Genomic DNA, 19,302 nt, shown 5'->3' on the forward strand with positions numbered 1-19,302 from the left:
CTCGACGGCCACGGGGGAGTGAATGGGAATGAACCCTCTCTGACCGGCGGAAACGCGTAAATCGTTGCGCGCCACAGCTAACGAAGAATTGTCGCTGAAATGTCGCTGAAAGGTGTTCGCTAAATTCAAGATCAACAATGTGAAGATCAAATTTCTTGTCCCGCACCGAGGTTCGGGGTTGTATGCTTTGATCATGTACGGCCCCACTACGAGGTGGGATGACGGCGAGGCGGTGTCGTAAGTGGACGTCAGTAGGCTCCAAATGCGTCGAGCGGCGGCTATTGCCCTCGCTATAGGCGTACTGGCATTGATGGCCACGGGTGCGCTCGATCGATTGTTGCTGGGTGTTTTCATAAGCGCCGGACTGGTTCTCGGTTGGCTCAATGCCCGGCTCACATGGATGTCCATCGTGCGCATCACCGACGCGGAAACTCCCAGCAAGCAAAAGCTGGCGCTCTCCTCGGCGGCCCGGTTGCTGATACTGACCGGTCTGTCGATTCTTGTGGCCATCCTGACCCGGCCCAATGGCATCGGGATCTTCTTCGGGCTGGCGCTATTCCAGATCGTCATGGTCGTGCAAACCGTTGTGCCCGAGGTGAAAGGGCTCCGCCAACAGTCATGAGCATTTCAATCGCTTCGATCACGCTCACGTCGACGACTCCGGTGTCCCTGCTCGCAGAGGGTGACGCGGAGCCGAAGATCCACGTCGGCGACCACGCGGTCGCGCACCTGTGGGGCTTGGACTTCAATGTCGACACCATCGTGTCGACCGTCGTGGCCGCCGTCATCGTGCTCGGGCTGGCGTTCTACCTGCGAATCAAGCTCACGTCGGGTGTTCCCAACGGCGTGCAGCTGTTCTTCGAGACCATCACGGTCGCGATGCGCAGTCAGGTGGAGACCGCCATCGGCATGAAGGTCGCCCCGTTCGCGCTGCCACTCGCGGTCACACTCTTCACCTTCATCCTGCTGTCGAACTGGTTGTCGGTGCTGCCGGTGCAATACGGTTCGGGCGAGTTGATCGCCCCGCCGGCCTCCGATGTGAACTTCACCTTCGCGCTGGCATTGTTCGTGCTCTTCGCCTATCAGGCCGCCGGTGTCTGGCGGCGTGGTCCGGGCGGGCATGCCAAACAATTGCTCAAGGGGCATACCGGTTGGGGCCCCATGGTTTTGATCAATGTGATCGAGGAAGTCGCCAAACCGCTGTCATTGGCTTTGCGACTCTTCGGCAATATGTTCGCCGGTGGCGTCATGGTCGCGGTGATCACTTTGTTCCCGTTCTGGATCAGCTGGGGTCCGAATGCCGTCTGGAAGTTGTTCGACCTTTTCGTCGGAGGAATTCAGGCATTCATCTTCTCTCTGCTGACCGTCCTGTACTTCAGCCAGTCGATGTCGCTGGAGAACGAAAAGCACTGATCGGCACCGCCGTTCGGGGATAATTCTTCATAAGGAAGTGAAAAATGGCAGATCCAGCAACCGCGAGTATCGTCCAGGGCGCTCTCATCGGCGGCGGCATCATCCTGGCGGGCGGTGCCATCGGCGCGGGAATCGGTGACGGTCTGGCCGGCGCCGCGCTCATCAATGGCGTCACCCGGCAGCCGGAGGCCGAGGGCCGCTTGCGCGGCAACTTCTTCCTGACAGTCGGTCTGGTCGAGGCGGCCTACTTCATCAATCTAGCGTTCATGGCGCTGTTCGTATTCGCGACTCCAGGTAAGTAGACACAATCATGTCTCCGAGAACGGATGTGGAGGCCGCGGGGAACTTCCTGATTCCCAACGGAACCTTCTTTGTCGAGCTGGCGATCTTCCTGATCGTGCTCGGAGTCATCTGGTTCTTCGTCGTTCCGCCGATCCGAAAAGTGCTGGCGGAACGGGAGGCACGGGTCGAAGACACCACGAAGACGGCCAAGGAAGCAAGCGAGATATTCGCCGAAGCCGAAAGCCGTTACAACACGGCGATGGAGAAGGCCCGCGCCGAAGCGGCCGATATCCGCAATGAGGCACGCGCCGAAGGCCGGGCCATTCTCGATGAGATGCGCGGTGAGGCCCAGAAGCAGGCCGACCACATCGTGGCCGAATCCACGGCACACCTGCGTGCCGAGGCCGACCAGGTTGCCGCCGAACTACGTGAAGTCGTCGAACCGCTCGCCTCCGATCTGGCGGACCGGATGCTCGGCGTGAAAGATCGTCCCCGGACCAGTGCCGGCCAGCAGAGAGGACGGGGGTCTGCATGATCCTCACCAACGGCATCCTCGCCGAAGGCCTTTACAACATCTCCTTCGACTGGCCGGTTTTCTTCAGTCAGCTATTCGGCTTCGGCGTCATCGTGTGGTTCACCGTGAAATACATTGTCCCACTGGTGAAGACGTGGATGGCCAAACAGCAGAATATTGTCCGACGGCAGCTCGAGGAAAGCGATCAGGCGGCCACCCGCCTGCTCGACGCCAAGGCCGCCTACGACAATGCCGTGGCCGAGGCGCAGTCCGAACTGGACCGCATGCGCGTGGATGCCCGCGCCGACGCCGACCGCATCATTGCGCAGATGCGGGAGGCAGCCGCCGGGGAGGTGGAACGGGTACGCAAACAGGGCCGCGATCAGATCCTGCAATTCCGCAGGCAGATGATTCGCGATCTGGAGGCCGACCTGTCCGCCGCCATGCTGGCCCTCACCGAGGAGAAACTGCGCGAGCAGGTCGGCACCCCGCAGGCCAGATCCGACAGCATCGAGAAGTTCCTCGAAGACCTCGAGGCGCTCGCCAACTCGGCCCCGGCCGCCCGGGAACAGCCGCGGACCAAGTGGCAGTGAACTACTGAGGCAGAACTGAATTCAGGCCGGTGTCCGGCCGGTCAGGCAGTATGGCTGACCGGCCGGATCCGCCATGACTATCCACCGTTTGCCGCGTTCGATGCGTTGTGCGCCCAGCTTCTCGTGCCAGGCGGCGGTGGCTTCGGTGTCGGTGCACGACAGATCCAGATGCGCCGAGGTCGGCCGGTCCTCGTCGAGGCGTTGCAGCAGCAGATTGATCGGCAGCGGCGAATCCGGTACCAGCCGTGAGTATTCCGTCAGGGTGCCGGGCCGCCACGTCCAGCCGGTCAGGGCGGTCCAGAAGCGGACCTCCGCCTCATGATCGGATGCACCGATATCCAGCGTGATCTGATCGACGCGGCTGGTGTCGCCCTCCGGACCGGTGACCACCGCCGTGAGCTCACCCTGTGTCGGGTCGGCCGGAGTGAAGCAGAAGATCATGTCGTGCGGTGATTTCAGCACCGCGCAGTCCGGATTGTCGAGCACCAGCGTCGCGCCGAATCGCACGGCCTGCTCGGTCGCCGCGGCGATATCGTCCACGTCCAGGTCCATATGCACCCGCGGCGCACCCGACACCGCCTGCATCTTGATCGCCGGCCCACCGGAATCCGGTAGCAGCGTGACGAACTCGCCGAACTCGCCACGCCGGGGCGAGACCGTGGTATGGGTGACCGCGGTCCAGAACTCGATACATTCCTCGAATTGCGCTACGGGACGGTCGAGGAAGGCCCAGATCCATCGAATCGTCATAGTGTCTCCCATCACTGGCGGTTGTGACGTGGTCTTCCCCTTCGACGTTAGTCGCGCAGAGCGGCATGTGGTGCGGCTATCGACCCGGCGAACCGGGCCGGATTCGCGCGAAAGGTCTTGCGGTAGGCCAGCGGCGGCACGCCGAGCGCCAGACGCATGTGATGGCGCAGCGAGGCGGCGGTGCCCATGCCCGCGCTGTACGCCACCTCATCGATGGGCAGTTCGGTGCTCTCCAACAGATGCCGGGCGTGCCGCAGGCGCTGCTGCAGAATCCATGCGCCGGGAGCCATGCCGGTCTCGGCCTTGAACCGGCGGGTGAAGGTGCGCACGCTCATTCGGGCATGGGCGGCAAGGGAATTCAAGTCCAGGTCTTTGTCGAGATGGTTCAGCGCCCACAGGCGGGTGGGAGCGGTGCCGTCCTCGCCGGGGTCGGGCACATGGCGTTCGATGAACTGGGATTGCCCGCCCTCGCGCCAGGGCGGCATCACGCAGTAACGGGCCGCGCCATTGGCGGCGGCACTGCCGTGATCGGTGCGGATCAGGTGCAGGCACAGGTCGATGCCTGCGGCGAGTCCGGCTGCGGTCCAGATGTTTCCGTCCTGCACGAACAACTGGTTCTCATCGAGCTGCACATTGGGGTACAGGGAGCGGAACTGGTCCGCGAAGTGCCAGTGCGTGGTGGCGCGGCGGCCGTCCAGAATGCCCGCCGCGCCCAGGACGAACGCGCCGGTGCAGATCGAGACGATGCGGGCGTCGGGGCGGATGGTGGCCAGGGCGCCGGCCAGCTCGGGCGGCAGTACGCCCTGGGTGCGGGGTTCCACGATCTTGGTGCCGGGCACGATGACGGTGTCGGCGCGGGCCAGTAGTTCGGGACCGAACTCCGGGACGATCGTGTACCCGGTGGTGGAGGCGACGCCGTCGGTGCTCAGGCCGCAGACATGCACGTCGTACAGCGGGTTTCCGGCCTCGTCGTGGGCCTCGCCCAGGACCAGCGGCGGAATCGTCATATCGAAGCCAACGATCGGTTCGAGGGCGAGTACCGCCACCAGATGCGGTGTGGGCGCGGTGCTTTCCCGCCGGGCTGCGGCCTGATGAGCGCTGCTGTTCAAGGCACGGCTCCCTTCGGTTTGGCTAGATATTTACGCATTGTGGCATTCAGGCCACTCGCAGGCCAGTTGTATTTCGGGCACGCTTCACCGGTGAGCGAACTTCAGGCCGATCTGCCGGTGGAATCACCGCACGGCACAACGTCATCGACCATCGGATCGGCTGCCTCGGCGGCGGGGATCGAGGGAGCGGGTGCGGGTGGGCCGCGGCTGCATCCCGCGTGGATCGTGGCGGTCATCGGATTCGTGACGCTGATCGGCGCGGCCGGATTCCGCTCGGTGCCCAGCGTGCTCATGGATCCGCTGCACACCGAATTCGGTTGGTCGCACGGCACGATCGGTGCGGCCGTCTCGGTGAATGTGCTGCTGTACGGGCTTATTTCGCCCTTCGCGGCGGCGCTGATGGACCGCTTCGGCATCCGGCGGGTGGTGGTCTGCGCGCTGCTGCTCATCGCCGCGGGCAGCGGGCTCACGGTCTTCATGACGCAGGCCTGGCAGCTGATGGCGACCTGGGGCGTGCTGGTCGGTCTCGGCGTGGGGTCGATGTCCATGCCGTTCGTCGCGACCATCACCGGGCGCTGGTTCGTCCGCCAGCGCGGCCTGGTGACCGGTGTGCTCACGGCCGCGGGCGCGACCGGGCAGTTGGTCTTCCTGCCGTTGATCGCCAGCCTCGCGCACGATCACGGCTGGCGGGTGCCCGCGGTGCTGGTGGCGGGGATCGCGCTGGCGGTGGTTCCGCTGGTGTGGCTGTTCATTCGCGACTTCCCGAGCGATATCGGCGTCACCGCGTATGGGGCCGAGCCCGGCAATGATCCGGGCGTGCGGACCCGGGCGGCTGGGGGAGCGTCGCGTGCGCTGACCGTGCTCGGCACCATTGCCCGCAAGCCCGTGTTCTGGCTGTTGGCAGGCGGTTTCGCCATCTGTGGCGCGTCCACCAACGGTCTGATCGGCACGCATTTCGTGAGCGCCGCGCATGATCACGGTATGCCCGCCACCACGGCGGCCGGGCTGCTGGCGACAGTCGGGGTTTTCGATGTGGCGGGGACCATCGCATCGGGCTGGCTCACCGATCGCGTCGACTCGCGGTATCTGCTGGTCGGCTATTACACGCTGCGCGGGCTGTCGCTGCTGATTCTGCCCATGCTGTTCAGGCCCAGTGTTGAGCCGAGCATGTGGGCGTTCATCATCTTCTACGGCCTGGACTGGATCGCCACCGTGCCGCCGACGGTCGCGCTGTGCCGCGAGCATTTCGGTGCGGACGGGCCCGTCGCGTTCGGCTGGGTGTTCGCCTCGCACCAGATCGGTGCGGCGCTGGCGGCGTTCGGCGCGGGCGTCATCCGCGATGTGCAGGGCAGTTACACCACGGCCTGGTTCATCGCAGGCGGATTGTGTGCGATCGCGGCGTTGTTCTCGGCGGGGATCCGCCGCAAGTCACCCGTCGATGGCGTCGTGCCGGTGTGATTCCAGCGCGGCCTGGTCCGCTCGCCGGCCGTCCCAGCGGCTGGGCTCGTCCTTGCTGCGCGGCGGCCGGTCATTGGCGACCAGCACCGCGATCCACGGCAGCGGAATCGACACACCGATGATCAGCAGCGAGATCACCCAGTTCGCCCACAGGCTGTAGGCCACGGCCGACAGGACCAAGCAGGGGATGCGGAACGCCATAATGATCGTGTACCGCTTGACCCGATCATGATGCTGCTGCTCCAACGACGGCGCGGCCTCGGTGATCAGCGCCGGATGCTTCTGCTCACCCGGGAAGTACCCCGCCGCCGGACGCGGCGGAATGGGGATCGAACCGGCGGGATGGATTTCGACCTCCGGGCGATCACCGCCATCACCGAACTCGGCCTGGGATTCGCCGTCACGCTGCATACCTCGAGTCTTGCACTACGGCCGGTCGAATGCACACGCCGGTGTTCCGGGGCACTTCCTCCGGCGGTCCAACCGCGTCCTGGCATCATGGATGCGTGAGCAACACAGACACCCTGGTACGTCCGGACACGACCACCGACGAGTCGACCGACAACGACACCCCCAAGGTCTTCCACTACGTCAAGAAGAACAAGATCGCCGAAAGCGCGGTCATGGGCACCCACGTAGTAGCCCTCTGCGGCGAGGTCTTCCCGGTCACCAAGTCCGCCAAGCCCGGCTCCCCAGTCTGCCCGGACTGCAAGCGCATCTACGAAATGATGAAAAAAGAATGAGCTAGGACTGGGCGTCTACCTGGTCGGAGAGGTCTCGAACTGCCGAAAAGTGCCATTTGAGTGCCACTTTGAGCGGCATATGCGCCCAGCGTCGGCTGGGAAGGGGTTCGACTGCTACTTCAGTTCGAACGCGGCGTGAATGGCATCGGTCAAGCTCTGCTCCTGTCCGGGGTGCAGGTAGCCGACGCGGCGGCCGAGCGCGTCGGCGGGGATGGTGGTGATCTTGTCCAGCAGTGCCACGCAATCGTGATCCAGCCCGTTGCTGGAGTCGAGCCGGACTTCGGTAGGTATATCGCGGATGGTGCTGGTGATGGGGGCGACGGTGACAGTGTTCAGCACCGGCCGGGCGATCTCTCGGGTCAGTACCAGTACCGGCCGTGGTTTGGTGCCCAACTCGGCGATGTGAATCGGCCTCACTCATCACCCCACACGGACTTGCTTGCGGCGGACAGGAATTCGTCCAGGTCCTCGTCCTCGCCGTCGGGGATGGCGGTGTATCCGGCGACGATGGCTTCCCCGACGGCGCGTTCGCGGTAGTGCTCGAGGGCGGCTGCGACCAGGGCGGCTCGGCTGGCGCAATGCTGGGCCGCTACCTCGGCGTCCACAAAATCGACTAGCTCATCGGGCAGGCGGATGGTGATCTGTTTACTCATACCAGCAATCATACCAATTCTGGTATGCGTTCGGGATTCATTCGAAAGTAGTGCTGATGTCGCATTCGCGCGGGTCAAGCCGCCCTTGTGCTGGAGGATCTCACTACGGTCTGAACCGCCTGCTGCAATGCGTGTCTCGATACGCGAAAACCCCCGGGCCAGTTTTGGTCCCGGGGGGTGCCCTCGCGCAATGAGAAACGAATCCGCTTACTGAGATTTGTCGTGGACGGCCCTCAGGATCATGGCCAGGGCGGTTTCGACTGTCAGCCGAACCACACGCTCGGGCGGCCCTTCGAAATGCTCGTGACGTGCCATGCACCCGTCGGTCTCGCCGATCGCGAACCACACCGAGCCTGTCGGCTCGCCATCCTGGGGGCCGGGGCCACCGACGCCGGTGACAGCGACGGCGATGTCCGCGTGCAGAAGCTCTCGGACCCCGGCAGCCATAGCGCATGCCGCGCCTTCGGACACCACCGCGACGTCGGGTACACCCAGCACGGTTCGCTTCACGTCGGAGCTATAGGCGACCACTGCGCCCTGCAGCCATTGCGCGGAGTCGGGTGCGCTGCCGAGGGCCGATACGAGTGCCCCGCAGGTCAGCGATTCCGCAACTGCCACCGTCACGCCGGTACTGGTGGCCGCAGAAGCTATCCGGACTGCATAGTCGTCGATGGTCGACATCGGGCTCCTCTCCGAGGCAGTTGTTCCACTCCCTGTGATACCCGCGCCTTCCGCGATCACGCAGCGGATTGAGAGCAACCTCGCCGGGTAGTGCCTCGATCGCGCCATTCGGCAGAAGAGGACGTCTTTGGAGGCTGGTGCCCGGCGTCCGGCGGCTTCACATGTCTGGTTCTGGCGGGTCGGCTGCGTCGGGTGATCGTGGGGCATGAGCGCTCTGTCCGACCTCGACGCCGACTTCGCCGGTGATGACCTCGTGCTCCAGCTCGCCGTCTACGCCTACCTAGCCCAGTTCTCCACCATCTCACGCATCCACACCAAATCCGATCTGCGCCTGTACTTCTACTGATGCACCGACCACCACCTCACACCCCTGACTGTCGCCCGCACCAACCTCGACCGCCACCCCAACTACATCCTCAAATGCCGCATGGCGCGCTGACGAAACTGGTCAGAGTGTGGTCCACAGGATCCCTTGGGTGGGATTTTGGCCGGGAGGAACGTCCCGATACAAGTCAAATGGCGCGCTGATTGAGATGGACTGCGCTGTCCGTGCGGATGACGCGTTCGGCTTCTGTTCGAGTCGGGGGGGGGGGGGAGTCGATCTAGGGTTCGCGATCGGGGGCGGCGGGACCGCCGGGATGCAGTGGGAATCCTGGTGCCATTATGGGTGCCATTTTGCGGCTGGAACAGTGGGAATCGAAGGGTTTTGGTCGGAACGGCTGGGATGCGTTGGGGCAGCGAAATGCCAGGTCAGGATGTATAGAGCGCCCGAGACCGCCCGGTCGGCGAACGGTTCTTGGGGTTCTACGAAATGATGAAGAAGGACTGAGGTAGGACCAGAGTTCGACCTGGAAAGCATGATCCGGCATCGTTCACCAGTAGCGGACGTTCCGTCATTGCCAGAGACTGCGTGCCACCGGATCGATGGTCGTCGATCAGCCCATGGAACCGGTGGACACCTGGGAGCGCGGTACTGCGCTGGTGATTGACCACCCCGCGTCTACAGCGGGTGCACCGCACGAGGTATCGAAGGTCACGCTGGAATGCGGGTCGGCCCACTGACTCGTGGGGTAGCTGTTGGTCCCAAAGGCCGGATTCGCGCCGGGTCCGTTGAAGGTGGTACAGCTGACCTGCGCGGAGATCAGATATGCCTCGTCGTTGTCGTTGGTGCAGGTCGCCCCTTCACACCAGACGCCGGGCGCCACATAGAAGGCCGCGGTGGCACATGGCGCGAGCACAACTGCTGTGGCACAAGCTATTCCCGCGATCACCGAGAGCCCTGCGAAAGTCCGAGACTTCATCGATCTCCTCCCCGAGACGAACCCTATTCCCTGCGACGATTACACCGGTCCGGCCACAACGCAAGCGAATTATGCTCCGCCGCAGAGATATACGAGTCCTGGTCACGCACGATGACAACAGTCCTTCCGAGCGGTCGTTCTTCCTCGGGTGGAGATAGCGTCACCGCGACGGGATCAGCGCAGACTGTGGGCAAGCGCTGTCAAGATCTCGACCACCGGCTGTGGGTCTTGCGGACCGAGATGCGGTGCATCGAGAGTGTGGACATCGAAAGCGTTTCCGGGCGTTGCGGCGTCGGCCTCCACGATCATCCGGTCCTGTAACGCGAGCGGCAGCATCCGATCGCGACTGCAGCGGATGTAGCTGCGTGGGATCCGTCCCCACGTCGCTGGTTCGCCGCGGGCGTCACTGACTGTCACCGCCCACGTCTCGTCCGGTTCCATCGAGTTGTGACCGAAAGGGAGTTGTCGCAGAGCATGGCGGCTGCCAGGTTCTGACCACACTCGGCGACGAGCAGCACAATCGCCACCTTCACGTGCACATTGCGGCAGGCAAGGGCGTTGCGCGGTTTGTTGGACGGGAATGATCTAACACAGCCCGCTTCGCGAGGCCCCTATCGAACACACTCAATTGCCGCATAGGGCGCTGACCGAACCGGTCAGTGCCCGGCACTGGAAGATCAACTGGCTGTGCTGACCTGAGGTCGGCGAACGTCCGCCACTGCCTACGGGCTCAGACGGTCCCGGTTAGCTGCCCCTGCGGCTTCCCATGCGGCGGTGTCGATTCCGAGGGAACGGTTGGTTGTCGGTCGCGTTTGCTTGAATACCGGCAGTTGTTCGCAGTATCGAAGAGGGGGGCCGATGGCCAACGGGGTAGAGCACGATCGTGGGAAGGTCGATGAGGACACTTGGGAGGTTCCTGCGGCCTGGCGTGAGGTGGCGCTTTCGGTCCGTGGGTTTGCTCCGTATCGATCGTTCATTCCTGATCCGAGTGCGGTCGAAGTTCACGACAAGTTGATTGCGGCCCAGCGGGACTCGCTGCAGCGCGCGCTGGCGGCCTCGTGGCCGACGGCATCGGCCGAGGCCGGGGTGGTGGCGTTGGGTGATCCGATATCGGCGACGCCTCTCGGGGCGGCCGGGCTGGCCGTCGTGGTCGAGTGTGAAGGGCGATATTCCGGCAGTGCCTACGACTGGTCCATGACGGTCGACGCGTGGGTAGCCCAGCGCGGTGTGGTGTTTGCCGCCGAGGCGGCACTGATCGCGACCACGATGACTCGCGGGTTCCGCGAGGTACCGGGTGGTCGCGGTTACGACTTGACGCCATGGTCGGTCGGGCGCCACTTCTACCATTTCTACTCCCTGGCCGCCTTGCGGCGAGCGCGGGAGCATCTGGTTGCCGCTACCGACGACGAGTATCGGGCCGCCGTCGCGCGACTCGGCGAAATACGTTCGGCCACAAGAACACTGCCGGTCCGTATTGCCTCGAGCTATTTGATGCCGACCGAGCAGTCCTGGGTCACCGCCGATATCGGCGAACCGGTGGCGAACGATTACTGGGCTCACACCATTTATGCGCTCCTTGCGACGGCAGTCACGACCGCGCCTCAACTGGAGGCCTTCATCGCGCGTTTGCGGCCCGGTAACCGTAGTAGCGTGAGCACGGCCGGGTACATCGGCGCGGCCGCCCGCGTCGGCCCGGAGGCAGCCGAAACGATTGCCTCCGTAGGCTTCGTGGATCACGTGACCGGCTGGACGCGGGAGCATACGCGCGACCTGGCCGACATTCTGTCGTACTTGCCCACGGACGAGGCGTTCGGTCTGCTGCTGCGGAACCTGGATCGATACGGAGTTCCCACCGCTGCGATGGCGGCCGCGCGACGTTTCCCGCGCCGCGCCATGCGGCTGCTGTCGGTTGAGGCCGTGCGGACTTCGGCTGCGGCCACACTGCTGCGGATCCACGCCTGGCAGAACCCGGACCTGGCTACGGAATTCGGCGTCCAATTGCCCGATCTTCCGGTTGTCGATCCAGCGGAGTTGCCGGACGTGTTTCGGCCGCGCCGGAAACCGGCTGCGGTGCCGTCGTGGTTGATTGTGCCGGTGCTACCGCCGCTGCTGACGAGCGACACCGCGCGAGCTCTGCCGACATCGACGGTGGAGGTGGTGTGCGCGTTGCTGGCCAAACGCACCCCGGATCGCACTGCGATCGAACAGCTTTCGGCCATCCTCGATCCGATGTCGATGGCGGCCTTCGCGTGGGGGCTGTTCCAGGCATGGGTGTTCGCCGAATATCCGGCCGGTGGAATCTGGACCCTGCGCGCCGTGGGTCTGTTCGGTGACGACGAAGCCGCGCGGCTGCTGGTCCCGCTGATACTGCAATGGCCGCGGCAGTCGGCTTCGGCCCGGGCGGTGGCGGGCCTCGACGTGCTGGCCGATATCGGTACTCCGGCCGCGCTCGGCCACCTGCGCGACATCGGCTTGCGCACCAGACAGCGCGGATTCAGGAAGGCCGTGCGGGCCAAGCTCGATGATGTCGCGGCGCAGCGCCGCATCACGACGGACGAATTGGCCGATCGCTCCATCCCGGATTTCGGTCTGGGCAAAGATGGCCGACTCACCCTGGACTACGGATCACGCGGCTTCGTCATCGATCTCGATGAACAACTGAGACCGGTTGTCTTCGACGGCCGCCGTGCGGATGACGGCTCATGGGCTGTCGGCCCGCGCCGCAAGACTCTGCCCAAGCCCACCGCGCAGGACGACCGTGCCGTCGCCAACGCGGCCTACGACCAGTTCACCATGCTGCAAGCGGGCGCGAAGAAGGTGGCCCGAGAACAGATTCGGCGCCTGGAGCAGGCCATGGTCGAGAGTCGACGCTGGTCGGCGCAGGCGTACCGGGAGCTGTTCGTCGACCATCCGATGCTGCGCCAGCTCTCCCGGCGACTGGTGTGGGCCACCTTCAACACCGACGGCACCGTTCACCGGTCTTTCCGGATTGCCGAGGATCTCACCTTCGCCGATGTCGACGACGACGTGGTCAGCATCGCCGACGAAGCCGAGATAGGCATCGCCCATCCGCTGCAGCTGGGTGAGGCCGCCGCCGACTGGGCGTCGATATTCTCGGATTACGCGATATTGCAGCCATTTTCGCAGCTCGATCGAGTGTTCTGGGCACCGGACTCTTCCGCATTCGCGGCAGGCCTGAGCGGATACCACGATCTCGAAACCTCACCGGGTCGGCTGCTGGCACTCGCGCACCATGGGTGGACCCGAGAGTCCTCCGACGGCGCCATCGACAGAATGGTGCGGCCGCTGTCCGCGGGCAGTTCGATCCGGCTGCGGATTTCCCCGAGCCTCGAATGGCGCGATCTGATGCGGTATTCGACACACATCATCACGAGCGTCGACCTGATCGACACCGACCTGAATGCCCTGGACCCGGTCACCGCATCGGAGTTGATCCGCGAATTGGAGGCACTCCGCGCCGGATGAGAACACCTGGGCGGAGTCGCACGGCGGATCCCACGGATGGTGGCAACGACGATCCCGTCCGATGTTGAAGCACGCAGACTCACGGCGGCTTCTTAGGTTTGGCCATCTCCGTTTTCGGGGTGTGCCGCATGTGGGTCGCGTTCGGCGGTCAGGGCGGCGTTGGTGTTGCGGAGTAGGGAGTTGGCGTCTTGGAGGTCGAGGATGTGGGCTATGCCGGTGAGGTTGATGCCTTGGCCGGCACCTCGTAGCTGTCAGTACTCGTTCTTGATGACGAAGTAGGAGCCGCGGATGGTGCCGGCGAGCTTGGATTTCTGGCGGGCGAATTTGAAGGCGGAGAGCTCTTCCGGGACTTCCATGCCGTCGGAGAGCTTGAAGCCGACGGCGCGTTTACCGGCGTCGGCGATCGTGTACATCACGTTGATGGACAGGCCACTCCGGTAGAAGACGTAGGCCATGCGGATGCCGTCGACCTCGAAGGCGGTGGCCTCGAGCGGGGGCGAGGAGATGACGATGCCGCGCTCGTCTTCGAGGATCTTGCTCACCCAGGCGATGGTTTCCTTGGCGTCGCTCGCGGATTCGACCGTGAACACGTGGTCGTACTTGTTCTTGAAGTAGCGGGCCTCGTTGGCCCGCAACCCGGCGAGCGCCTCGGCGACCGGCGACGATTCGACTCCGACGGTCGAGACGGTGGTGAAGTCCACGGCATAGGTCACGGCACATTCCTCCGTTTGTCCAATTCGCGAAGATCTCGACACCGAAGCATAAGCGGCTGCCGGTCCAGGTGTCGGTCTGGCGCGCAGGCGCTGGATTAGGGGATTTCGGGTGATGGGCGTGCTCGCTTTGGGGGTTGTGCAGGCGTCCAGTCTTGAAGGCTCCCGGATTGTCGCTAACTTCGGGAAAACCGGGCAGATCGGGTAACGCACCACTCGGTCCATTCGAATGAGGGGAGTCGAGTAACAACTGTTGGAAGCGAATTCATGATGTCGGCAAGGACATTCACTGCTGCGGTGCTGGCTGCGGCCGCCGTAGCTCTCTGCGCGTCGGCGGCCACCGCGGACCCCACCACGACAACGGCTCCCGGCCCGGGCGCCGGCCTGGATGTCCAGGTCGGGGTCGGTGACGGTGGAGTTAACGTCGGCGTCGGCGTACAAGGTGGGGGCGGGGTCGGGGTCGGCGGCAATGCCGGTGCCTCCGTTCAACCGAGCGTCAGCGTGACTCCGGGAGCGAATGCCGGGGGCGGTGTGCAGGTCGGTGGGGGTGCGCAGGCCGGTGGAAATGCTGGCGGCGGTGTGCAGGTCGGTGGCGGGGCGCAGGCCGGTGGGAATGCCGGTGGTGGCGTGCAGGTCGGCGGGGATGCGCAGGGCGGCGGAAACGCCGGTGGTGGCGTCCAGGTCGGCGGGGACGGGCAGGGCGGCGCGAACGTCGGGGGTGGTGTGCAGGTCGGCGGTGGGGTGCAGACAGGTGGAAATGGTGGAGGCGGCGTCCAGGTCGGCGGGGACGGGCAAGGTGGCGCGAACGTCGGTGGTGGTGTGCAGGTCGGTGGCGGGGTGCAGACGGGTGGGAACGTCGGTGGTGGCGTCCAGGTCGGCGGAGATGCGCAGGGCGGTGGAAACGTCGGTGGCGGTGTGCAAGTCGGCGGCGGTGCCCAGGGCGGTGCGAACGTCGGTGGTGGCGTGCAGGTCGGCGGGAATGCCGGGGGCGGTGTCCAGGTCGGCGGGAATACGACTATCGGTGCGGGAGCGCAGGGTGGTGGTTTGGGTGGCATCGATCTGGTGACCGCCGGAGCCGCGGCGGCCGGAGCGGATACGGTGCAGGGCATGGCGATTCCGGTGGGCGCGACCACCGGCATTCTCGGCGGCACGGCGGTCACCGACCAGGCCCCGCCGGGCGGATACGTGATCCCCAGGGGCGCACCGGCAACCGGCGCGGGCGGCATGGCGCGTGAGGTGGGTGCCAAGTGACCATCGCCCCGAATGCCGTGAACCCGAAGAGAATTCGTCGGACACTTTTCGGTGCGTGCGCCATCGTGGTGGCGGTCTCCGCATCACTTGTCGCGGGTTGCTCCTCGGACAGCGCTCAATCCGCGTCGAGTACGACCGCCGCGGTGTCGACCACCTCCGGCGTGAAGACCGCGGCGGCGGTCGGCCGTTCGACCCCGGTGTCGTTCGATATCACCTCGATCAAGACCGCGGGGCCGCTGATCTCGCTGGGCCTCAACGCCGATGGCTCAGTTCAGGTGCCCGCGGACTATCGAACTGCGGGCTGGTACCAACAGGGCCCGGCCCCGGGCGAGCAGGGTTCGGCGGTCATCCTCGGCCATGTCGACTCCTACCAGGGCGAGGGCGTGTTCTTCTCGCTCAAGAAGGTCAAGCCGGGCGACCTGATCGATGTGACCCGCGCCGACCATAAGATCGCCCACTTCAAGGTCACCGACGTCCGCATGTACCTGAAATCCGAATTTCCCGACCAGTTGGTGTTCGGGCCGCGCGGCGGCGCGACCCTCCAGGTGGTCACCTGCGGTGGCGATTTCGATCAGGCAGACAAGAACTACCTATCGAATGTGGTCGTCTTCTCCTCCCTGGATTCCGTGACGTAGGCATCGAGCGCGGGTTCGCTGTCCTTGCCGCGCTTGCCGAGTACTCGTTGCACCAGGTGGAGGATTTCGTTCAGCTGGGTGCGATACACCAGGCGGAGTACTGCGACGCCGACGACGAGGGCGAGAACTGTTCCGGCGCAGAAGATTGCGATGTTGTGACCGTGCAAGGCCACTGCGATCGATGCGTACGCAAGGACCATCCAGAAGGCGATGTGGAGGCCGGGGAGTAGTTGGGCGAACTGGGTGCGCATGCTGACTTCGAGTAGCCGCTTTCGGACCAGCCATTCGACCGGTACCAGTAGGACGGTGGCCGCGCTGTAACCGACTGCGACGCCGAAGGGGCCGAAGGGCAGACCGGCGACGATGCCGCCGATCGATACCACGGTGCAGAGGGCGGCGTAGCGCAGCTGCAGGCGGGCATGGCCCAGGCCCAGCATTACCGGGATCGCTGACGGCTGGTAGACGGCTTGGAGGGCACCGGCCATAGCCAGCACTTGGACGATGGGAATGGCGGGGGCCCAGGCGGAACCGAAGACGAGGTCGATCAGTTGGGGGGCGGCGATTGCGACCAGGGCCATGCCGGGGAGGGACACGAGGGCCATGATTCTGGTTGCCCGTGCCAGTTCGGCGCGGAGGGAGGGAAGATCCTCGGCGAGGCGGGCGAAGAGGGGGAACAGGACCGAGCCGATGCTCTGGACGGTCAGTTGCACCGGCAGGAGTAGTAGGCGATAGGCGAGGGCGTAGAAGGCCAGGGCTTGGGCTCCCTGGAAGCGGCCGATGAGCAGGTTGTCGGCATTGCGGGAGAGCGAATTGACAAGCACCGCACCGGCGAACGCGCGCCAGGAGAAACCGGCGATTTCGCGTAGGCGGTTCAGGCGCAGGTTCGGCCAGGAACCGGCGACCGCGATGAGGATGACGGCGATGACGATGTCGGTGGTGACGAGTTGGGCCACGAGTGCCCAGTAGCTGCCGCCCGCGATCACTACCGCCAGGCCGACCGCGCCGCCGAGCAGGGCGGACACGATGTCGGCAATGCCGTTCTTGCGAAACTCCATCTCGCGCCACAGCATTGCGCGAGGCGTGATGGCGGCGGCCCGGACCACCAGGCTCGGGGCCAGTGCGATCAGGACCCACTTCAGGTCCGGGGTGTGCATGAACGCCGCCCAGGCGGGGGCGATGGCGACGGTCATGGCGGCCAGGACCGCGCCGACCGCGATATTGACCGTCATCGTCGCACCGGGCATGTACCGATCGAGCGTCGGCCGCTGAATCAGCGCGCTGGCAAAGCCTTGGTCGAGAAGCAGACTCAGGATCCCCAGGTACACCGTGGCCTGCGCGACGATGCCGAACGCGTCCGGCCCGATCAGGCGCGCGAGCAACACCGTGAACCCGGTGCGGGCGATCTCGCGCCCCACCATCGAGACCCCACTCCACCGCACACCCGACGACAGGCCCTTGTCGCCCGCGCCCGCGGGCAGGCCCTCGTCTGCCGTAGTCGACGACAGGCCCTCGCCTGCTGCGCCCAGCGAGAGGCCCTCAGCCGCAGCGGGTTTCGCTTCAGCCAGGGCTGGTTTCGGCTCGGCCGTGGGCGCGTTTGCCTGAGCTGTGGCTGGTTTCGCCTCTGGCGCAGGTGGTTTCCCCTCGGGCACAGGTGGTTTCGGCCCGGCGCCCACGGTGCGCGCACCGCGCTCCTGCAATGGAATCGAATATCGCGTCCACAGCAGTGCGAATCCCACGAAGAAGATCAGGGTGGCTTGCTGGTAGTAGAACAGGTCGAATGTGGTGCTGGACACCAGGATTGCGGCGACGACCGCGCCGAGCATGTAGATTTGCTCGCGTTCGCGCGGGGTCTGCGCGGCGCGCAGGCCCGCGGCTATCCCGAATAGTGTCCCGCCGCTGAGGACGATCATCGCGGCGATTCCGGCGATGCCGCCCTGTACGACCGTCTGGAGCCATTCGTTGTCGAGTAGGTGGGGTTGCCCGCCGAGGCCGAGGCCGAAGTATGGGTTGTCGTGGAAGATTCGTGAGACGCCCGCGTAGTCCTCGGTGCGATGCTTGATGCTCGGGTCGTCGGCGGATCCGGTGATGGTCCGCCACAGTGCGTCGACGACGGTCGGGAAGGCCACGATATACGCGCCGACCGCGAGCGCCAGTCCCGCCGCGGCAATCGCAATGGTGCGCACCCGGAAATAGAACATGTAGACGAGCAGCGCGACCGCCAGGGAGATCACGCCGGATCGGGAGATCGCGGCGGGCATTGCCGCCAGGCCCAGGCAGGCTGCCAGACCCGCCAGTATCCGGACGTCGGTGCGTCGCGCATTGCGCGCGAAGTAGATGCCCAGCGGCACCGCCGCCACGGCCAGGACCGAGAATTCGATGGCGTGCTGCGCGGTGCCGATGACGCGTTTGGCGCCGATCCGTTCGTCGAGGGTGAGGTCTTCGGTATTGACGACGAAACCCGGTGGCTGGAACAGGAATCGCAGATCCGTCGAGGTGACGCCTTGCAGGAGCCCCACCGCGCATTCGAAGGCGAGCCCGATCAGCAGTGCGCCGAGCACGAAATCGCGGTCCTGGCGCGTCTTGATCCGGGTGAAAACGTAGAGCGCCACGCCGATATCCGCGACCAGGGCGATCACCGCGCGGGTCTTGGCCGCCTCGATCGCCGGGCCGTCGATGTGCAGGCGGCCGAGCCCGTAGATCGCCAGCCATGCGAAGAAGTAGGCGAGAACGATCGCGACGCCGGGATTGAAACGGCGGCTTCCGCTGCGGCGGCTGGCCAGGAAGCCCAGCACGACCAGCCCGAACAGCAGCACCGCGAGGATCTTCGCCGGAGAGCCATTGCTTTTCAGCGGACCGGCGGGCACGACGTAGGCCGGTAGGACCGGGATCAGCACGCACAGGATGGCGAGCGCCCACGGTCTGGCCGCCCGCCGCCGCTCACCGACGCCGGATCGGTCAGCGACGACTTCGGCGGTACTCACATCGAATTCGCTGCTCGGGCATTGGTGGCCGCCGGTGCGCCCGGGCTGAGCGGTATGGACGGCTCGGGGCGGCGGCGGTTGCGCTTCAGTCGCTCGAGCACCACATCGAGCAGCACGGTCAGCAGGATGGACAGGCCGATTCCGGCGGCGAGGACCGAGATCGTCGACCGGGTGCGCGAGGGTGTGGCCGCCACGGGAGTACTGGGTGGCTGCACCGTGAACGACGCGACCATCTGATCGCTGGGGACCTGAGCGCTCTGCTGCAGACCGGTCAGCGTCGAATCGGCCTGTGCCATTACGAGCTCGAGGGTCTTGGCCGCCGACTGCGGGTCGGCGGCGGTCTCCTCGAGCATGACCAGCGGGATCTGCGCCGAGTTGCTGGTGACGGGAAACAATCGCGCGACATAGTTGGGCTGCCCGCCTCCGCTGACGACCCGATCGATGACCGCGGGCTGCCGCAGGCCCAGTGCCGCGAGGTTCGCCAGCAGCGTCGCCCCGCCCACATCCAGCAGTCCATTGCGCCGGACGGGTTCGCCCGCCACCGCGGTGTCGGTGCGGAAACTCGGTGGCGCGAAGCCGATTACGGCATTGGCGTAGTAGACCGGCTTGGCCGCCGAATAGGTCTGTTTTCCGTACAGCAGGCAGAGGACCAGCAGCGGCAGGATCACGTACCAGCGGCGAGCGCACGACCTCGCGACATCGAACAAATCCATGTCAACATCCCCCTTCGAACATCGCATAG

22 protein-coding genes are annotated in these 19,302 nt (G+C 65.2%); 11 read left to right on the forward strand and 11 right to left on the reverse strand.

Going from position 1 to position 19,302, the window contains the following annotated elements:
- The first annotated feature begins 310 nt into the window (after window positions 1–310).
- From AB0N05_RS08125 to AB0N05_RS08145, 5 genes are read left to right on the forward strand one after another with little or no spacing between them, the layout of a single operon-like run.
- A complete protein-coding gene (locus tag AB0N05_RS08125; protein WP_364689014.1) occupies window positions 311–622 on the forward strand; it encodes a hypothetical protein in 312 nt (103 codons plus the stop codon).
- Window positions 619–1,413 carry a F0F1 ATP synthase subunit A gene (gene atpB, locus AB0N05_RS08130; protein ID WP_364689017.1) on the forward strand — a complete coding sequence of 265 codons (795 nt, stop codon included), beginning with the start codon at window positions 619–621 and terminating at the stop codon, window positions 1,411–1,413. Before AB0N05_RS08125 ends, atpB begins: the two co-directional genes overlap by 4 nt.
- A gap of 44 nt (window positions 1,414–1,457) precedes the next feature.
- Window positions 1,458–1,715 (forward strand): F0F1 ATP synthase subunit C, encoded by a 258-nt coding sequence (locus AB0N05_RS08135; protein WP_067566745.1) that lies wholly within the window; start codon window positions 1,458–1,460, stop codon window positions 1,713–1,715.
- Between the two features lie 26 nt (window positions 1,716–1,741).
- On the forward strand, window positions 1,742–2,230 hold the full coding sequence (locus AB0N05_RS08140; protein ID WP_364689021.1) for a F0F1 ATP synthase subunit B: 489 nt from the start codon (window positions 1,742–1,744) through the stop codon (window positions 2,228–2,230).
- On the forward strand, window positions 2,227–2,802 hold the full coding sequence (locus AB0N05_RS08145; protein WP_364689023.1) for a hypothetical protein: 576 nt from the start codon (window positions 2,227–2,229) through the stop codon (window positions 2,800–2,802). The genes AB0N05_RS08140 and AB0N05_RS08145 overlap by 4 nt, the downstream gene beginning before the upstream one ends.
- A gap of 21 nt (window positions 2,803–2,823) precedes the next feature.
- Here AB0N05_RS08145 and AB0N05_RS08150 read toward each other — a convergent pair whose 3' ends face one another.
- Window positions 2,824–3,552: a VOC family protein gene (locus AB0N05_RS08150; RefSeq protein WP_364689026.1), complete on the reverse strand. Its 729-nt coding sequence runs from the start codon at window positions 3,550–3,552 to the stop codon at window positions 2,824–2,826.
- A 47-nt stretch (window positions 3,553–3,599) separates the two neighbouring features.
- The gene (locus tag AB0N05_RS08155) at window positions 3,600–4,661 is read right to left on the reverse strand and encodes a helix-turn-helix domain-containing protein (protein ID WP_364689029.1); all 1,062 of its coding nucleotides are present in this window, start codon (window positions 4,659–4,661) and stop codon (window positions 3,600–3,602) included.
- A 177-nt stretch (window positions 4,662–4,838) separates the two neighbouring features.
- Here AB0N05_RS08155 and AB0N05_RS08160 point away from each other — a divergent pair, with 177 nt between their 5' ends.
- Window positions 4,839–6,119 (forward strand): MFS transporter, encoded by a 1,281-nt coding sequence (locus AB0N05_RS08160; protein ID WP_364689616.1) that lies wholly within the window; start codon window positions 4,839–4,841, stop codon window positions 6,117–6,119.
- On the opposite strand, the gene AB0N05_RS08165 is transcribed toward AB0N05_RS08160, so the two are convergent.
- Entirely contained in the window at window positions 6,090–6,530 is a 441-nt protein-coding gene (locus tag AB0N05_RS08165; RefSeq protein WP_364689032.1) for a DUF3099 domain-containing protein, read from the reverse strand. The two genes, AB0N05_RS08160 and AB0N05_RS08165, sit on opposite strands and share 30 nt — an antisense overlap.
- A 95-nt stretch (window positions 6,531–6,625) precedes the next feature.
- On the opposite strand from AB0N05_RS08165, the gene AB0N05_RS08170 reads away from it, so the two are divergent.
- A complete protein-coding gene (locus tag AB0N05_RS08170; RefSeq protein WP_364689035.1) occupies window positions 6,626–6,862 on the forward strand; it encodes a DUF3039 domain-containing protein in 237 nt (78 codons plus the stop codon).
- A gap of 114 nt (window positions 6,863–6,976) precedes the next feature.
- On the opposite strand, the gene AB0N05_RS08175 is transcribed toward AB0N05_RS08170, so the two are convergent.
- The 3 genes from AB0N05_RS08175 to AB0N05_RS08185 all read right to left on the reverse strand — a co-directional run bounded on the left by AB0N05_RS08175 (window position 6,977) and on the right by AB0N05_RS08185 (window position 8,196).
- Complete coding sequence (locus AB0N05_RS08175) at window positions 6,977–7,279, reverse strand: type II toxin-antitoxin system PemK/MazF family toxin (protein ID WP_364689038.1); 303 nt, start codon at window positions 7,277–7,279, stop codon at window positions 6,977–6,979.
- Window positions 7,276–7,515 carry a YlcI/YnfO family protein gene (locus tag AB0N05_RS08180; RefSeq protein ID WP_364689041.1) on the reverse strand — a complete coding sequence of 80 codons (240 nt, stop codon included), beginning with the start codon at window positions 7,513–7,515 and terminating at the stop codon, window positions 7,276–7,278. The genes AB0N05_RS08175 and AB0N05_RS08180 overlap by 4 nt, the downstream gene beginning before the upstream one ends.
- A gap of 207 nt (window positions 7,516–7,722) precedes the next feature.
- The gene (locus AB0N05_RS08185; protein ID WP_364689044.1) at window positions 7,723–8,196 is read right to left on the reverse strand and encodes a CinA family protein; all 474 of its coding nucleotides are present in this window, start codon (window positions 8,194–8,196) and stop codon (window positions 7,723–7,725) included.
- Between the two features lie 205 nt (window positions 8,197–8,401).
- Here AB0N05_RS08185 and AB0N05_RS08190 point away from each other — a divergent pair, with 205 nt between their 5' ends.
- On the forward strand, window positions 8,402–8,542 hold the full coding sequence (locus AB0N05_RS08190; RefSeq protein WP_364689047.1) for a hypothetical protein: 141 nt from the start codon (window positions 8,402–8,404) through the stop codon (window positions 8,540–8,542).
- 589 nt (window positions 8,543–9,131) lie between these two features.
- Here the strand turns inward: AB0N05_RS08190 and AB0N05_RS08195 are convergent.
- Window positions 9,132–9,497 (reverse strand): hypothetical protein, encoded by a 366-nt coding sequence (locus AB0N05_RS08195; protein ID WP_364689050.1) that lies wholly within the window; start codon window positions 9,495–9,497, stop codon window positions 9,132–9,134.
- Between the two features lie 174 nt (window positions 9,498–9,671).
- Window positions 9,672–9,938 (reverse strand): hypothetical protein, encoded by a 267-nt coding sequence (locus AB0N05_RS08200; RefSeq protein WP_364689053.1) that lies wholly within the window; start codon window positions 9,936–9,938, stop codon window positions 9,672–9,674.
- A 417-nt stretch (window positions 9,939–10,355) separates the two neighbouring features.
- Here AB0N05_RS08200 and AB0N05_RS08205 point away from each other — a divergent pair, with 417 nt between their 5' ends.
- The gene (locus AB0N05_RS08205) at window positions 10,356–12,983 is read left to right on the forward strand and encodes a DUF4132 domain-containing protein (RefSeq protein ID WP_364689056.1); all 2,628 of its coding nucleotides are present in this window, start codon (window positions 10,356–10,358) and stop codon (window positions 12,981–12,983) included.
- 251 nt (window positions 12,984–13,234) lie between these two features.
- On the opposite strand, the gene AB0N05_RS08210 is transcribed toward AB0N05_RS08205, so the two are convergent.
- Window positions 13,235–13,696: a phage tail protein gene (locus AB0N05_RS08210; protein WP_364689058.1), complete on the reverse strand. Its 462-nt coding sequence runs from the start codon at window positions 13,694–13,696 to the stop codon at window positions 13,235–13,237.
- A 264-nt stretch (window positions 13,697–13,960) separates the two neighbouring features.
- Between AB0N05_RS08210 and AB0N05_RS08215 the strand changes: the two genes are divergently transcribed.
- Together AB0N05_RS08215 and AB0N05_RS08220 are read left to right on the forward strand one after the other, a co-directional pair.
- Window positions 13,961–14,944 (forward strand): hypothetical protein, encoded by a 984-nt coding sequence (locus tag AB0N05_RS08215; protein WP_364689061.1) that lies wholly within the window; start codon window positions 13,961–13,963, stop codon window positions 14,942–14,944.
- Window positions 14,941–15,579 carry a class F sortase gene (locus AB0N05_RS08220; RefSeq protein WP_364689063.1) on the forward strand — a complete coding sequence of 213 codons (639 nt, stop codon included), beginning with the start codon at window positions 14,941–14,943 and terminating at the stop codon, window positions 15,577–15,579. Before AB0N05_RS08215 ends, AB0N05_RS08220 begins: the two co-directional genes overlap by 4 nt.
- Here AB0N05_RS08220 and AB0N05_RS08225 read toward each other — a convergent pair.
- Both AB0N05_RS08225 and AB0N05_RS08230 read right to left on the reverse strand, forming a co-directional pair.
- Window positions 15,531–18,560 (reverse strand): lipopolysaccharide biosynthesis protein, encoded by a 3,030-nt coding sequence (locus AB0N05_RS08225; RefSeq protein ID WP_364689065.1) that lies wholly within the window; start codon window positions 18,558–18,560, stop codon window positions 15,531–15,533. The two genes, AB0N05_RS08220 and AB0N05_RS08225, sit on opposite strands and share 49 nt — an antisense overlap.
- Entirely contained in the window at window positions 18,557–19,273 is a 717-nt protein-coding gene (locus tag AB0N05_RS08230) for a hypothetical protein (RefSeq protein ID WP_364689068.1), read from the reverse strand. Before AB0N05_RS08230 ends, AB0N05_RS08225 begins: the two co-directional genes overlap by 4 nt.
- Window positions 19,274–19,302 lie beyond the last annotated feature (29 nt).

It is taken from the genome of Nocardia sp. NPDC051030 (assembly GCF_040683015.1).
Taxonomy (GTDB): domain Bacteria; phylum Actinomycetota; class Actinomycetes; order Mycobacteriales; family Mycobacteriaceae; genus Nocardia.